We start from the raw sequence: 15,242 nt of genomic DNA, 5'->3' as shown, positions 1-15,242 counted from the left end.
AGTTTGTATTTGAAAGGACAGAAGGAGAAAGTGATGAAGATTGACGCAAGTTCAATGGAATGGATTAGAAAACCGAAATCATGTCGGGTCACAAAGGATAAGGTTGAAATCATGACCGAACCTCATACTGATCTATGGCAGAGGACCTATTATCACTTCAGAAATGACAATGCCCCTGTCTTGCAAATGGAAACAATAGACCAATTCTTCTCGTTTGTGGTACGGACAGAGTTTGATTCCAAGGTACGCTATGATCAGAGTGGGGTAATCATGTACTTGGATAGTGACAATTGGCTTAAGGCTGCTATGGAATATGAAAATGAAAAGATTCAGAGATTAGGAAGTGTTGTCACAAATAATGGCTACTCTGATTGGGCATCTACAGATGTTGACGCCGCAATAAAGTCTGTATGGTTTCGTCTAAGTCGCAGGGAAGATGATTTCTGTGTAGAAAATTCTTTTGATGGAATAGATTTTAAACAGATGAGGATATGTCATATGTTCAATGCTCCAAAGGAAATCCGTTTCGGCATCTATGCATGCAGCGCCGAGGAGTCATCTTTTTTGGCCGCTTTTACAGATATGGAAATCACTGAATGCGCATGGAAGGCGCATGATGGTCAGCAACCAGATTAGAAGTATTACAATATGGTGTATATTCCTGCTGAGGTGACAAGTAAAGCTTAACAATGAGACTCTGAGGTGTTTACTTCAGAGTCTTTTTTAGAAAGATGTGGAATATGTCAAAGAATACAACACAGGAAGAACGCCTTGATTATCTCGTAGAAGGATTCAAGGCAGATTCTGCTGAATATAAGGATTTAAAGACTCCAAATAGTACGGAAGATAAAAGACGAATCTTAAGGTCACTTATGAATATCCGAATGCCAAAAGAATTATCTTCTGAGGTCATGAAAGTACAGGATGAATATCTGACTGAAAGAGCGGCTGAAAAGGGTGTGGTGAATTTGTCTGACATCCCGGTTATCAGGGACGGACTATCCATCTGGCAGGGTGATATTACGAGACTTTCGGTGGACGCTATTGTGAATGCTGCAAATTCGCAGATGCTGGGCTGCTTTGTTCCAATGCACACCTGTATAGATAACTGCATCCATACTTTTGCTGGAGTGCAGTTGAGAGCCGAGTGCAACAAGCAGATGAATGAACTTAGGATCAGATATGGACGAGACTATGAACAGCCTACTGCCGTTCCAATGCTCACTGATGCGTATAATCTTCCGGCAAAGAAAGTTATTCATATAGTAGGACCAATTGTTTCCCAGGGGACTAGCTTCGCGTCGCAGTACGGGCTTACTCCGGAATTGGAAAAAGATCTGGCGGATTGCTATAAAAACACTCTGGATATGTGTGCTGAAAATAGCTTGAAGAGCGTTGCTTTTTGCTGTATTTCAACAGGAGTATTTCATTTTCCTAACAAAAAAGCAGCTGAGATTGCCGTTAAGACTGTGTCAGAATGGCTTCGTGAAAATCCTGGTAAGGTAGAAAGAGTGATATTCAATGTTTTCAAAGATGAGGATAAGGCCATTTATGAAAAACTTATATGATGATATGCCTAATGGTTATCAGGAAACTATAGAGAAAGGAATGAATGCTGTGAGATACTTTACTAGAAGCATGTCCTATGGTAAGGGAAGCAAAGAAGAGCAAATAAAAAGGCTTTTGCATGAAATCAAGGAAGCAGACGCAATTGTCATTGGAGCAGGAGCGGGACTATCAACATCTGCTGGCTTAACATATAGCGGCAAGCGTTTTGAAAAATACTTCTATGACTTTGCCAAAAGATTTGGAATAAGAGATATGTATTCAGGTGGTTTCTATCCGTTTCCGAGCGAAGAAATACGCTGGGCCTGGTGGGCGAGACATATTTATTTTAATAGATATATTGATGCTCCAAAGCCGGTGTATAGGGATCTTCTTAAGATGGTTTTCGATAAGGATTATTTTGTTATCACAACAAATGTAGATCACCAGTTTCAAAGAGCAGGTTTTGACAAGAAAAGACTGTTCTATACTCAGGGTGATTATGGTTTGTTTCAGAGCGTGAATCCTGCTATTCAGAAAACCTTTGATAATGAAGAGTGGGTAATGAAAGCTATGGAAGCACAAGGTTTTGTAAGAGATGATCAGGGAGTATTCCAGGTACCGGTTGATGGTAAGCTACTAATGGAAATTCCTTCTGAGCTGATTCCAAAGTGTCCTGATGACGGCACTGATATGACTATGAATTTGAGAGCTGATGATTCTTTTGTCGAAGATGAAGGATGGCATAGGGCATCTGCAGCATATTCTGATTTTATTCGCAGACATGAGAATCTTCATGTTCTTTATCTTGAACTTGGAGTTGGAGCTAATACGCCCGTAATAATAAAGTATCCGTTCTGGCAGATGACGCTGGCAAATGAAAAAGCGGTATATGCCTGCTTAAATTATGGCGAAAGCTATTGCCCGGAGGAAATTGCAGATAGAAGTATATGCATTGATGGTGATATAGGAGAAGTATTTGAGACGCAGTCAGGGATGCGTTAAGATCAGACCTTTAACTTCCAGGATTGTGATATCATTTTAGTATGAGCCTACAGGTGTTAGGAGTGTTTTGCTATGAACAAGAATGAGAGCAAGTATTTTAAGTCAGCGGAAAAAATGCATACAGCGTTACTGACACTTCTTGACAGTAAAGATTTTGAGCTTATTTCTGTTAAGGAGATATGTGAAACCGCTGGCGTTAACAGATCCACCTTTTATCTTCACTATGATAATGTAAATGATCTTCTGCATGAAACGGTGGAAGCTGTATATAAAGATTTCTTCGGACGCTTTGGTGCTGAGGGGCCTGGAGCACTTGATATTGACGAAAAAAATGAGGATGAGTTGTTCCTTGTAACACCCAAGTATCTGATGCCATATCTGGATTTTGTGGAAGAGAACCGCAAGCTCTTTTATCTGATGTATGAAAAGAACGAGATGATGGGCGCAGAAAAGACCTATGAAACCTGGTTTAAAACAATATTCGGCCCCATTCTTACAAGGTTTGGAGTTCCCCAAAAAGAACAGCCACTTATCATGGTCTTTTATCTTAAGGGCATTATCGGAGTTGTCACTGAGTGGGTACGAGGTGGATGCACCGAGTCAAAAGATGAGATCATAAGCGTCATACAGAAGTGTATCATCAAGCCATAACGCAGTAAAAACACTATATCGAATTTACAAATCAACACTTTTTACAAAACGTGTCGGGACCTGTACTCCTGAAATCAACACATTTTGCAAAAAGTGTTGTTCTTTTTGTGTGCTCATTTTCCTATAATGACTTCAAGCTCAAAGCAAAGAGCAAAAAAACAAATTGAGAATAAGAAAGGAAAAGATAAATGAGCAAAACAAATAAGATGTATCTGGTAACAGGAGCAGCAGGATTTCTTGGAAGTACAGTCTGCAGAAAGCTTGTAGAAAGAAATGAAAAAGTAAGGGCGTTTGTCCTTGAAGGCGACAAGTCAGCAAAATATCTTCCTGAGGAAGTTGAAATAGCATACGGCGATCTCTGTAACAAAGATGACCTGGAAAGATTCTTTGAGACACCTGAAGATACGGAAGTAATTGTGCTTCATATAGCGAGCATCGTAACAGTAAATCCTGATTACAGTCAGAAAGTCATGGATGTAAATGTCGGTGGAACAGAAAACATCATAGAGATGTGCAAAGAGCACAAAGTATCAAAGCTTGTCTATTGCTCATCAACAGGAGCAATACCTGAGGAAGAAAAAGGAACCATAAGAGAGTGCGAAGGATCTATTCCTCTTGATCCTGAGAGAATCAAAGGCTGCTACTCATTGTCAAAGGCTATGGCAACAAACGTGGTGCTCAAAGCTGCAAAGGAAGGCCTTAACGCCTGTGTGGTACACCCGTCAGGAATCCTTGGACCTGAGGATTTTGCAATGGGCGAGACCACCAAGACTTTAGTTGACATCATCAATGGCGAGATGCCTGCAGGAATCGATGGAAGCTTTAATCTGTGTGATGTAAGAGATCTGGCTGACGGACTCATTGGGGCAGCTGATAAGGGCAAAAGCGGAGAGTGCTACATCCTTGGAAATGAGCCTGTTAGTTTTAAGGATTTTACAAAGCTTGTTTCAGAGGAGAGCGGTTGCAAGCAGATGAAGTTCTTTTTACCAATATCAGTAGCAAACCTGATTGCCGGGGTACTTGAGAAAAAGGCTAAGAAGACTGGAGAAAAGCCTCTTATGACAACATTCTCCGTTTACAACCTTGCAAGAAACAACCGATTTGATTCAAGTAAAGCAAGTAAGGATCTGGGTTATACCACAAGGTCATATAGAGAGACTATACGTGACGAGATCAGATGGCTAAAAGAAACAGGAAAGATCGCATAAAAAACATTGAAGAAAAGGAGAAAAATACGATGAACGATTTAGATAAGGTTTATGCAGAAAGCGTTGCAAAGGATTACATGCCAAAGGAAACCAATAAAGTAAGGCAGCTTAAAAAGCTTGATGAAAGAGCAAAGCTTCCGGCATTTATATCAGCCATGACGCTTGGAATTATTGGGACTTTGATCTTTGGCGCAGGGATGTGCTTTGGACTTAGCGTCTTTGGAACAGGAGAAATTTTCATGGTCATTGGGGTGCTTCTTGGAATAGTAGGTGCTGCAATCAGCGGCATCAACTATCCTTTATACAAGAAGCTCCTTAAAAAGGGTAAGGAAAAATATGCCTTTGAAATTCTGGAACTTGCCAAAGAGATAACAGGAGAAGCACAATGAAAGAAACTTGCAGAGCAATTGATAGAACGATAAATCCGAAGCGCTTAAGATGGGATATCGTCTCATTGATACTGCCAATGCATATGTAAACGAACGGGCAGTAGGAAGAGGTATGAAGGACAGCGGAGTAAAGAGGGAAGAAATCTTTCTCTCCACAAAGCTCTGGCCCAGTGAATATGAGAATCCGAATGCTGTGGATGAAACTTTGGAGCGCCTTGGGGTTGACTACGTAGACCTTCTTTATATCCATCAGCCAGCAGGCAACTGGCTTGAAGGATACAGACAGCTTGAGAAGGCTTATAAGGAAGGCAAGGCAAAGAGCATCGGTATCTCAAATTTTGAAGGAAAGTATATCGAGGAGCTTGAAACGAAGTGGAAGATTGCACCCCAGTTTATCCAGGTAGAGGCTCATCCATATTTTACCCAGAAGGAACTAAGAAAAAATCTCGATAAGTATGACATCAAGCTTATGAGCTGGTATCCCTTGGGTCACGGGGATAAGAGCCTTATAAATGAACCGGTATTTGCCAAACTTGGAAAGAAGTACGGAAAGACTCCGGCACAGATCATTCTTCGCTGGCATACACAGATGGGATTTGTGGTGATCCCCGGCAGTAAAACGAAAGATCATATCAAAGATAATCTCAACATTCTCGATTTTAAGCTGACGGACGAAGAGATGGCTAAGATTGCGGAGCTTGATAAGAATGAGAGATATTATCACAGGACAGAAGAGCAGCTTAAACAGTTCGCAGGCTGGAAACCTGATTTTGAAAAGGGTTGAGGTGAAAATCAGTGAAGACGAGAATGTTAGGCGGTTTTTGACGTAGGAAATGATAGTGAAGAAAAAATGAGAATTCTAAGTCTGCTTCTTACAGCACTTATGGTGATAGGTCTTGGCGGATGTGGAAGCACAGTTGAAGATAAGACCGGAAAAGTTTATGATCAATACAAGAATAAGGGCATAGAAACTACAAGAGAAAGACTAAAGAGAGCGGCCATGACAAATACAGAACAGACCACACAAAATATGACCTCAGGAAACAGTATGAAACAGATCATACTGTTCTTTTTGCCCTTATTATGGGGAAATCTTTTCCAACAACTATATAGTCTTGTGGATAGCATTATAGTTGGCAAGGGAATCTCGGATCAGGCGCTGGCTGCTGTTGGGGCAACCGGGACACTTAACTTCCTTATACTTGGATTTGTTGTGGGGATGACCAGAGGATTTGGCATAACCTTTGCCCAGAGCTTTGGAAAAAACGATATGGCTATGCTGAATGCATACATCAGAGCAGCCAAGAAGCTCAGTATCACGTTTGGAATAGCCTTTACTGTTGTATGCGTTTCTTTGCTCAATAAGATGCTGACGTTCTTGAACACTCCTGAAGATATCTTTGACGATTCGTATAGATATTTTGCTGTGATCTTATTGGGAATTGTAGTGACGGTTATGAATAACCTTGAGATTACAATTCTCCAGTCAATGGGAGATTCCAGAACGCCCCTCACTGCTATGATCTGTTCATCACTCGTGAACATCATGCTTGATATTATTTTCATAATGGCCTTTGGCACAGGAGTTGTCGGAGCAGCAGTGGCAACAGTGGTCTCTCAGTTTGTATCATACCTTTTGTGCCTTAAAAAGCTTAGAACCATCGATTTTATGAGTCTGGGAAAAGACACGTCAGAAATAGCAGATGAAAAGAATATATTGGTTGAACTGATGAAAATAGGACTTCCTGTGGCACTTATGAATTCGGTCACAGCTGCAGGGGCCATGGTATTGCAGTACTTCGTAAATCTTATGGGAAGCGCATATGTGGCAGCCTATTCAGCCTGCATGAAATTTGCATCACTCTTTGAGCAGTTCGGAATGTCCGTAGGTCTTTCCATGATGACCTTTGTGGGGCAAAATAAGGGCGCTGGCAAATATGACAGGATATGCACAGGAGTAAGACAGGGCCTGATGCTCTCTACACTTGTGAATGTGCCTATATCGCTCCTTATGATATTTGTGCCCGGAAGCCTGGCAAGGATGCTGCTGACTGACAACATGATAATCGGTTATTGTACCGATTTCATGCCGATCATGGGAATAAGCTTTTTTGCCCTGGGCTGGCTTTTTGTATACAGATACTCTGTTCAGGGGTTGGGCAATACCTTTATACCAATGCTCTCAGGCGGGCTCGAAGTCTTTATGAGACTGATCTTTGGCTTTTTGGTAGGAAGGAACGGATTTAAGGGAATTGCCATTTCTGAAGTATCTGCATGGATAGGCGCTTTTCTGATGCTCATGGTGACATACTATTGTTTAATTGGCAAAAGAACTAAAGCAATAGCATAAAGTAGCAATAAAAAGACTACCTGGATTTTTTATCCAAGGACTCCTTTTTATTGACACTGAACATCGCAAGAATGGATACGGAAAACTAAGGATTGCGGAGGATTCGTCGTAGATGTTCCCGGGTATGAACAACCAATGGAGATGATAGAGATAAGCTGCTATGAGCGCAGTCACTTCTTCTGATTTTGCCGATATTCCTTCGGTGTCATTTTGTATTTTGCCTTAAAAACATTCTGAAAGTAGCTCTGGGTTGAGAAACACAGATACTCGCTTATCTCACTGATAGTCTTATCCGTGTAGGTGAGAAGACTCTTAGCTTCTTCAAGTTTTCGGCGCATGATGTAAGAGCTGATATTAAAACCAAGAGCTCTCTTAAACTTCTTGGACAGTGTAGTTCTGTCCATGTTCAGGAGTTTTGCTATCTCTTTTACGGAGATATTCTGGTTTACATGATTTGCAATGAACTGGATTGCCAGATAGATGTCCTCGGGCATTCCTTTTGGTATCCTGGCTTCCGCCACGCGGCTTGTAAAGTCAATTGCAGCAGTTGCGTTGAGAGCCAGGATTGATGCCTGATCAGACATTTTTTCAGCCTCCTGGATATAGGAGTCAGAGAGCTGATAAGCTGTTTCTATATCAAGGCCGCCGGCTATTGCACGACGGGTTATTATTGCAGTGGACGAAATGAAAATGTTTTTTGCCTGACGCAGCGAATCGTTTGAGGTACGTCCCTCTGTAAATGAGGGCACTTGCTTAATGAACTGCTGAAGACCGTCAAGGTCTCCTCTTTCTATGTAGCCATAATACTGTTGTTCAAAAAAGTAGGTGTCGTGGAACTGAGAGTGTTCTTTGTTTTCAATCAGGGCGTGGGAATGATGTTTTCCAACGCTCTGTTTTTTTGTCGTATCAGTAAGACCAAAATACATGAAAGGATCTATTATAGTTCCATTTAATTCTTTATTGAGAAGGGTCATTATATTCAGAAACTGCGACATGGTAAAACGTGGAGTCCTGTCGTAAAAATCCCATATCTGATTCTTGCAATCCACAGGCAGGCAGTAGCTTGCTATCAGCGAGTCAATGTCTGCTTCAGACAGGGCTGTAGTAGATACAGGCCCTATTATGATATCCAGATCATTTGTATCTCTTTTTATCATTCCCACAAGTAAGAATTCTTTTGTAGAATAATAATACAAAGATCTGTTGCTGGAGATGAGATTGTTCCTGTATGCAATTATAAAATCCTCAGGAAGCTCAGAAGCCGGTATTGAGCAGATACACTTACCATTCTCAAATAAGTGGATCGGCATAAATGTGGAATTATAGATAATCTGCAATGTGCTTATAACGTCTTTAGTATTATTCTTCATATTATTTACCGCACGATTATAATCGCAACATAATTACAATAATATTCACATAACTACAATAATTATATTGCCTCCAATCTTATAATGTCAACATAAGAGCTACTTAAGTTAAACGGAGGGAAAAACTATGTCAAAGAAACCATTAGGGTTAGACAAATATGGTGTACAGAAAGTTATGCGTACCGGTGATTATTTTGCGGATAGTCTGGGACAGTTTTCACTTAACATTATTTCCGGACTTGTTGGCCAGCTTACTTACTTCTACACAGATAAAGTGGGAATTGCTGCTGGCGCTATAGCAACAATGCTTCTTATATGTAAGATGATCGATGCTTTCACAGATATTTTTATGGGGCACATTGTTGATCATACAGCTCCCGGAAAAGAGAAGTACAGACCATGGATACTGAGGATGGCTATACCTGCAGCGATTGTTATTATTTCTCTTTTCACTGTTCCAAAGGGCTGGGGAGAGACAATGCAGCTTGGATATCTTCTTATAACTAATGTTTTGCTGTCAGCAGTTATTTATGCAGCCATATGCATACCGTATTCTTCGATACTTGTTGTCAGAACCAACAGCCAGGAAGAGCGTGGAAATATGGGAATCTGGAGAGCTGCATCCGGATATGTATCAGGTATGATAATTGCAGTAGCTGTAATTCCTATTACCAATGCCCTTGGCGGTAATCAGAGTGCATGGATCAAGATGGGAGCTATCTTCGGACTGTTTATTGCACTTGCTCTGTTCATCTGTTACCTGAAGGCAAAAGAAACAGCGATCGGTGAGGGAGTCCAGGCTGAAGATATACATGATGATGAGACTCCGGTACCTTTCAGAGAAGCACTGAAATCTCTTTTTGGAAACAAGTACTGGGTAATGATCCTGATCATGAATTTCTGCGCTAATATCTCTTATGGTATTGGCGGCGCATCAGGGACATATTACTGCAAGTGGATATACGGTGACGATAACCTGGTTGCTATTCAGGGTGCAATCGGCATGATACCTACTATCCTTGGTTTTGTAGCTGTTGGTCCGATGTCTAAAAAACTCGGAGTTACAAAGACACTCAGAGTTTCATTCCTGATCGGAGCAATAGGCACAGCATTAAGACTCTTTAACCCAACTCATTTTGTTTATAACACCACTCTTTCATGCTTTGGAACTTTCGCAAACATTCCAATGATGTGCCTTATGGGAGTTATGTCCGCCATGGCGATAGATTATAATGAATTTAAGTATGGCAGAAGAATGGTCGCTACAGCTCAGAGTGCATGCAGTTTTGGTAATAAAGTCGGCTCAGGTATCGGAGCTTCAATAATTGGATGGTGCCTTGGACTTGCAGCTTATGACGGGCTTGCAACTACTGTATCACCTGCTGTTATTCAGGCAATATATACATTCAGCATCTATATTCCTCTTATTCTGTTTATCATATTGTTTGCTTTTGCCATGCGGTTTGACCTGGAAAAAAGACTTCCGGAAATCCAGAAAGAGATAGCAAAGAGAAAGTAATAAAGTCAAAAGAGGGGAGCAGCTTCTGTTCCCCTTATTTACAAGGAGACCAATATGGAGAGAAAAGATACAGACAAATTATCATTTGTTCTTAGCAATGCAGCAGAGTGCACAGTTCTTCTTAAAAAGAGCGGACAGTTCCCTTTAGATAAACCCGGTAAGATTGCTGCTTACGGAGCCGGACTTCGCTATACGATAAAGGGCGGTACAGGTTCGGGAGAGGTTAATTCAAAAGAAACTTTCACAATAGAGCAGGGACTTGAACGGGCAGGATTCATTATCGCTTCAAAGAGCTGGCTTGATGCCTATGATGAGGTAAGAAGGAAAGCCAAAAAGCAGTTTATTAAGGATCTTAAGGCGCAGGCAAAGGCAAAGCATGAGAACGCAATAATGTATTCCATGGGAAAGACCATGAAAGAGCCTGACCACAATCTTGAGATCACTAAGGTATGCGATACAGCCATATATGTTGTCAGCAGAAATTCCGGAGAGGGAAGCGACAGAGAGGTTTTAGAGGGCGATGTAAAGCTGTCAAAGTCTGAGATCCGTGACATTCTTCTTCTCAATAAAATATACGATAGATTTATGCTTGTTTTAAATGTCGGAGGTGTAGTAGATCTTTCACCTGTGATGGAGGTAAAAGATATTCTTCTTTTATCCCAGCTTGGAACTGATTGCGGGGCAGTACTTGCGGATATTCTTCTGGGAAAACAGAATCCTTCAGGGAAGCTCTCAACCACCTGGGCGGAGATTAAAGAATATTCAGCGGAAGGAACCTTTGGCGACTGGAACGATAACCGCTACAAAGAGGGTATTTATGTAGGTTATCGCTACTTTGATACCTTTAAGAAGACAGCTCTGTTCCCCTTTGGATTTGGACTGTCTTATACAACATTTGAGACTAAGGTATCAGATGTAAAGGCTAATAAGGATACCTTAACATGCGAGGTGCTTGTTAAGAATACAGGAAGCTGTTCAGGAAAAGAGGTTGTGCAGGTCTATCTCTCAGTCCCTGAAGATAAGCTGGATCAGCCATACCAGCAGTTGGTTTGCTATGCCAAGACGCCGCTTCTTGAAAGAAACGCAGAATGCAGGCTGGAGATGTCTTTCAGGCTTTCAGATTTTGCTTCCTATGACGAGGAATCTGAAAGTTATGTTCTTGAGAAGGGCAGATATGTAATCCGTGTAGGCAACAGCTCGGTGGATACAAAAATTGCTGCAGTTGCTATTTTGGAAGAAACAGTTACAACTTTAAAGACCAGAAACTGTCTCGGAAAACCTGACTTTACAGACATAAAGTCTGAGCATTCAGAGCCTTTGCCAATTCCTGAAGGTATTGTAACCTTCACACTTACTGCAGATGACTTTGAGAAAAGAGAAGTCTTTTTTGACAACGAGGTTTCAGTAGATTCCAGGATAAAGAACCTGACTGATGAAGAGCTTTCTTACATGCAGATCGGAAACTTTGATCCCAATGCAAAAGGGCTCAGCATTATCGGTAATGCCGCGACACATCTTGCAGGCGCTGCGGGAGAAACAACTTCACAGCTTGTAAATAAAGGTATCAGACCTCTTATCATGGCTGATGGCCCTGCGGGAATCAGGATTTCACTAAAGTATTACGAAGAGGGCGAAAAGCAGTATGATGCTGGAAATAAAGGCATGATGCCGGAGAGCATGCTTGAGATGATGGGACCCGTAACAGCTTTTATAGCTAAACTGATCGTTGGCGGAAAGAAGATCCCAAGGAATGCTGTGATCAAAGAGCATTCGGCAACTATGATTCCTATCGGCACAGCTATCGCTCAGAGCTTTAATACAGAACTTGCAGAGGCACTTGGAGATATTGTGGGAGAAGAGATGGAGAAGTTTGGAGTACATCTCTGGCTTGCACCTGCTCTTAACATTCACAGAAGCATTCTCTGCGGAAGAAACTTTGAATACTATTCGGAAGATCCGCTAGTGTCAGGTGAAGTGGCAGCAGCCATCACCAGAGGCGTGCAAAAGCACAAGGGATGCGGTACTACAATAAAACACTACGCTGCCAATAATGCAGAGACTAACCGCTACTGCAATAACTCTCAGGTAAGTGAAAGAGCTATGAGAGAGATATACCTTCGGGGCTTTGATATCTGCATCAGGAAGTCCCAGCCTAAGGCAGTCATGACCAGCTACAACTTGCTAAATGGCATACATACTTCCGAGCACAAAGGACTTATTGAGGATGTTCTTAGGGGTGAATTCGGCTTTAAGGGAATAGTGATGACAGACTGGGTAATGACAATTATGACCAGCTCTAAGTCGAAATACCGCAATGCTCTTTCAGATGAAGTTGCAAAGGCAGGCGGAGAACTGTTCATGCCGGGAACCAAAAAGGACTATGAGAGAGTCCTTAAGGCACTTAAGGATGGAACACTTTCAAGGAAACAGCTTGAGATCAACGCAAGTAGGCTGATCAGAACTATCGATGAATTTTACGCAGATCGAAGGTAAGCTATGAAAGCAATCAGACTAAAGACAGAGTACTTAACAAATCCTATCGGAATAGATTACACAAGGCCAAGACTCAGCTGGGTCTGCGAAGGTGGCAAAAAGCAGACAGCATACAGGGTCATAGCAAAAGATGATGATGGAAATGCCATCTGGGACTCGGGGAAAACAGCTTCCTCCAAGATGCATCTTATCCCCTGGGGCGGAAAAGCCTTAAAGAGCAGACAGAGAGTAACCTGGAGCGTTGAGCTTTGGGATGAAAATGGCAATAAGGGAGAAGCAAGCGATGTAGCTACTTTTGAGCTGGGGCTTATAGATGAAAGCGACTGGAAGGCTTCATGGATAACGGGTAACTACTCTGTAAAAAGAAAAATGAGATTCCCTGTAGACTGCTTCAGAACAAGCTTTACGGTTGGAACGGATAAAGAGGTTATTAAGGCAAGAGCCTACATGTCTGCCTGCGGTCTTTACGAAGGAAAGCTGAACGGAAAAAAGATTGGAAGCTTCTGCCTTGCTCCGGGACACACAGATTACAGAAAAAGAGTTCAGTATCAGACAGTAGATATCACCGACCAGGTAAAAGAGGGGAACAATGACCTTTTCTTTATGCTGGCAGACGGATGGTACAGAGGGTCTGTGGGAGCCTGGGGAATAAAGAACTTTTATGGAAATGAGACCAGACTCCTGGTTCAGATAGAGGTGTATTTTTCTGATGGCAGCAAAAAGGTCATCTGCTCAGGTGAAAACTTCGAATGGACTAATGACGGGCCAATAAGATTTGCTGACAACAAGGATGGCGAAATCTATGATGCATCAAAAGAAGATTTCAGTAAAGCAGTCTGGGGAAAGACAAAGATAACAAAGCATAACGTGATACCTACTGCATCAGATAACTTTGCGCTTACAGAACATGAGAGGTTTACAAATCCAAAACTGATCATTACACCAAGCGGCAAAAAGGTCTTTGACTTTGGGCAGAATATAGCAGGATATATCGAGTTTAAAGTAAATGCTAAATCCGGGCAGAAAATCTTTATGAGATTCGGAGAAAAGCTTGATGAGAACGGGGAATTTACTCAGACAAATATCCAGTGCGTTAAGAAGGACTCTGTAACTCCACTTCAGCAGATAGAGTATTTCTGCAAGGACAAAGATAACTACTATAAGACCAGATTTGCGATTTTCGGATTCCAATATGTCCTTGTTGAAAGTGATGTGGAGATACGTCCACAGGATATTACAGCCATTGCTGTCTATTCTGATTTTGAAACCACTTTTTCTTTTGAAAGCTCAAATGAACTTCTTAATAAGTTCGTCGAGAATACACTTTGGTCCCTTAAGAACAATTCTGCCGATCTTCCTACAGACTGTCCCACAAGAGAGCGCCATGGATGGTCAGGAGATGCGCAGATTTTTGTGAATACTGCAAGCTATATGGTGAACTATGCACCCTTTGCTGACAAGTATGAAAATGATCTTTGTGACCTTCAGCGAAAGAATGGTGCATTTACACAGATAGCACCGGAGGGCGGAACTGACTTTTACATGAAATCCATGGATGGTTCTGTAGGCTGGGCTGATGCAGGCATAATGATCCCTTACAGACTGTGGAAGAAATATGGTGATATTTCTTTTATAGAAAAGTACTATGACAACATGCAAAAGTATGCAAGGTTTGCCATAGGGCGTCTGGGCAAACGCTCAGCTCTTATGTCTGAAAATGTTAAGATATCAAAGGAAAACAGCAGATATCTCTACAATGTCGGACAGCATTACGGTGAATGGGCCGAACCTGAAGATGTTCACAAGATGTCTTTTAAAGACTTTTCAAAATCCAAGCCTGAAGAAGCTACAGCATACACAAGTTATGTTTTAGGGCTTATGAGCGAGATTGCCGCAGCTCTTGGAAAAGATCAGGATGCAAAGGAATACCAGGAGTATTCTGAAGGCTGCAAAAGGGCTTATCAGGAGCTTGTAGAGAACAAAGATTTTTCTCTTGATACAAACAGACAGGCGCGCCTTGTCCGTCCCCTGTACTTTGACCTTTTGAATGATACTCAAAAAGAGTATGCCAGAAAAAGGCTCATAAAAGCTCTTGATGAATATGGCTGGAGAGTCGGAACAGGCTTTTTATCAACGCCTCTTATTCTGTATGTTCTTCAGCAGATTGATGTCAGCTATGCATATAAGCTGCTTGAGAATGAAGAACTTCCCGGATGGCTCTATATGCCTAAAATCGGTGCAACTACTATCTGGGAAGACTGGAACGGACCGACTTCCGACAACGGACTGGGTGGCGGAATTGCGTCCCTTAACCATTATTCAAAGGGAGCTGTATGCGAGTGGATATTCTCTGAGATGTGCGGCATTAAGGTGGATGGAGATAATCACTTTAGTATAGCACCAAAGCCCGGAGGACATTTTACAAGGGCATCATTTAGTTATGACAGTATATATGGAACTGTGTCATGCACATGGAGTCTTCAGGAAGATGGCAAGTACAAGTATGACATTGTAGTTCCGCCAAATACTACTGCAGACATTAGAATTGATACCCAAGAAAAAAGGGTTTGAAGAAAGAGCTTGGTTTAACACATTTAAAGGTTGAAAGGCTGGAACATACCTTCTGATCAGCAAGGAATATTACAAGGGAAGAGATGGACTAAATAAATTCAAAAAGGTACTATATATTTCTTTTCGTGCATATGATAACGT

General features: G+C 41.7%; 12 protein-coding genes. 11 read left to right on the top strand and 1 reads right to left on the bottom strand.

Annotated elements, in window-relative coordinates; genetic code table 11:
- Window positions 1–33 precede the first annotated feature (33 nt).
- From BO18_RS03990 to BO18_RS03955, 8 genes are all read left to right on the top strand, one after another.
- Window positions 34–636 carry a DUF1349 domain-containing protein gene (locus BO18_RS03990; protein WP_034443784.1) on the top strand — a complete coding sequence of 201 codons (603 nt, stop codon included), beginning with the start codon at window positions 34–36 and terminating at the stop codon, window positions 634–636.
- A gap of 104 nt (window positions 637–740) precedes the next feature.
- Entirely contained in the window at window positions 741–1,568 is an 828-nt protein-coding gene (locus BO18_RS03985; protein WP_034443780.1) for a protein-ADP-ribose hydrolase, read from the top strand.
- A gap of 40 nt (window positions 1,569–1,608) precedes the next feature.
- Entirely contained in the window at window positions 1,609–2,550 is a 942-nt protein-coding gene (locus BO18_RS03980; protein ID WP_334291220.1) for an SIR2 family NAD-dependent protein deacylase, read from the top strand.
- A gap of 72 nt (window positions 2,551–2,622) precedes the next feature.
- Window positions 2,623–3,201 (top strand): TetR/AcrR family transcriptional regulator, encoded by a 579-nt coding sequence (locus tag BO18_RS03975; RefSeq protein WP_026511793.1) that lies wholly within the window; start codon window positions 2,623–2,625, stop codon window positions 3,199–3,201.
- Between the two features lie 188 nt (window positions 3,202–3,389).
- On the top strand, window positions 3,390–4,409 hold the full coding sequence (locus tag BO18_RS03970; protein WP_026525878.1) for an NAD-dependent epimerase/dehydratase family protein: 1,020 nt from the start codon (window positions 3,390–3,392) through the stop codon (window positions 4,407–4,409).
- Window positions 4,379–4,798: an AtpZ/AtpI family protein gene (locus BO18_RS03965; protein WP_242856511.1), complete on the top strand. Its 420-nt coding sequence runs from the start codon at window positions 4,379–4,381 to the stop codon at window positions 4,796–4,798. The genes BO18_RS03970 and BO18_RS03965 overlap by 31 nt, the downstream gene beginning before the upstream one ends.
- A 49-nt stretch (window positions 4,799–4,847) precedes the next feature.
- On the top strand, window positions 4,848–5,582 hold the full coding sequence (locus tag BO18_RS03960) for an aldo/keto reductase (protein ID WP_242856510.1): 735 nt from the start codon (window positions 4,848–4,850) through the stop codon (window positions 5,580–5,582).
- A gap of 66 nt (window positions 5,583–5,648) precedes the next feature.
- Window positions 5,649–7,148: an MATE family efflux transporter gene (locus BO18_RS03955; protein ID WP_081860900.1), complete on the top strand. Its 1,500-nt coding sequence runs from the start codon at window positions 5,649–5,651 to the stop codon at window positions 7,146–7,148.
- 170 nt (window positions 7,149–7,318) lie between these two features.
- Here the strand turns inward: BO18_RS03955 and BO18_RS32410 are convergent, their stop codons facing one another.
- Complete coding sequence (locus BO18_RS32410) at window positions 7,319–8,518, bottom strand: helix-turn-helix domain-containing protein (protein WP_051688490.1); 1,200 nt, start codon at window positions 8,516–8,518, stop codon at window positions 7,319–7,321.
- Window positions 8,519–8,645: 127 nt separating this feature from the next.
- Here BO18_RS32410 and BO18_RS03945 point away from each other — a divergent pair, with 127 nt between their 5' ends.
- Genes BO18_RS03945 through BO18_RS03935 form a run of 3 tightly spaced genes read left to right on the top strand, consistent with a single transcriptional unit; the run spans window position 8,646 to window position 15,101 of the window.
- A complete protein-coding gene (locus BO18_RS03945; RefSeq protein WP_034443772.1) occupies window positions 8,646–10,037 on the top strand; it encodes an MFS transporter in 1,392 nt (463 codons plus the stop codon).
- Window positions 10,038–10,091: 54 nt separating this feature from the next.
- The gene (locus BO18_RS03940; protein WP_034443769.1) at window positions 10,092–12,530 is read left to right on the top strand and encodes a glycoside hydrolase family 3 protein; all 2,439 of its coding nucleotides are present in this window, start codon (window positions 10,092–10,094) and stop codon (window positions 12,528–12,530) included.
- Window positions 12,531–12,533: 3 nt separating this feature from the next.
- Window positions 12,534–15,101, top strand: coding sequence for an alpha-L-rhamnosidase (locus tag BO18_RS03935; protein WP_034443766.1), 2,568 nt, complete (start codon window positions 12,534–12,536; stop codon window positions 15,099–15,101).
- The last annotated feature ends 141 nt before the right edge of the window (window positions 15,102–15,242 follow it).

This window comes from Butyrivibrio sp. AE2032, assembly GCF_000702965.1.
Note: the sequence above shows the minus strand (reverse complement) of the source record. Positions and strands in the feature narration are given on the sequence as shown.

What these genes read in the sequence shown, in the direction of transcription:
- BO18_RS03990 (WP_034443784.1), top strand. Translation starts at nt 34, where the DNA reads ATGAAGATTGACGCAAGTTCAATGGAATGGATTAGAAAACCGAAATCA.
- BO18_RS03985 (WP_034443780.1), top strand. Translation starts at nt 741, where the DNA reads ATGTCAAAGAATACAACACAGGAAGAACGCCTTGATTATCTCGTAGAA.
- BO18_RS03980 (WP_334291220.1), top strand. Translation starts at nt 1,609, where the DNA reads ATGAATGCTGTGAGATACTTTACTAGAAGCATGTCCTATGGTAAGGGA.
- BO18_RS03975 (WP_026511793.1), top strand. Translation starts at nt 2,623, where the DNA reads ATGAACAAGAATGAGAGCAAGTATTTTAAGTCAGCGGAAAAAATGCAT.
- BO18_RS03970 (WP_026525878.1), top strand. Translation starts at nt 3,390, where the DNA reads ATGAGCAAAACAAATAAGATGTATCTGGTAACAGGAGCAGCAGGATTT.
- BO18_RS03965 (WP_242856511.1), top strand. Translation starts at nt 4,379, where the DNA reads ATGGCTAAAAGAAACAGGAAAGATCGCATAAAAAACATTGAAGAAAAG.
- BO18_RS03960 (WP_242856510.1), top strand. Translation starts at nt 4,848, where the DNA reads ATGGGATATCGTCTCATTGATACTGCCAATGCATATGTAAACGAACGG.
- BO18_RS03955 (WP_081860900.1), top strand. Translation starts at nt 5,649, where the DNA reads ATGAGAATTCTAAGTCTGCTTCTTACAGCACTTATGGTGATAGGTCTT.
- BO18_RS32410 (WP_051688490.1), bottom strand. Translation starts at nt 8,518, where the DNA reads ATGAAGAATAATACTAAAGACGTTATAAGCACATTGCAGATTATCTAT.
- BO18_RS03945 (WP_034443772.1), top strand. Translation starts at nt 8,646, where the DNA reads ATGTCAAAGAAACCATTAGGGTTAGACAAATATGGTGTACAGAAAGTT.
- BO18_RS03940 (WP_034443769.1), top strand. Translation starts at nt 10,092, where the DNA reads ATGGAGAGAAAAGATACAGACAAATTATCATTTGTTCTTAGCAATGCA.
- BO18_RS03935 (WP_034443766.1), top strand. Translation starts at nt 12,534, where the DNA reads ATGAAAGCAATCAGACTAAAGACAGAGTACTTAACAAATCCTATCGGA.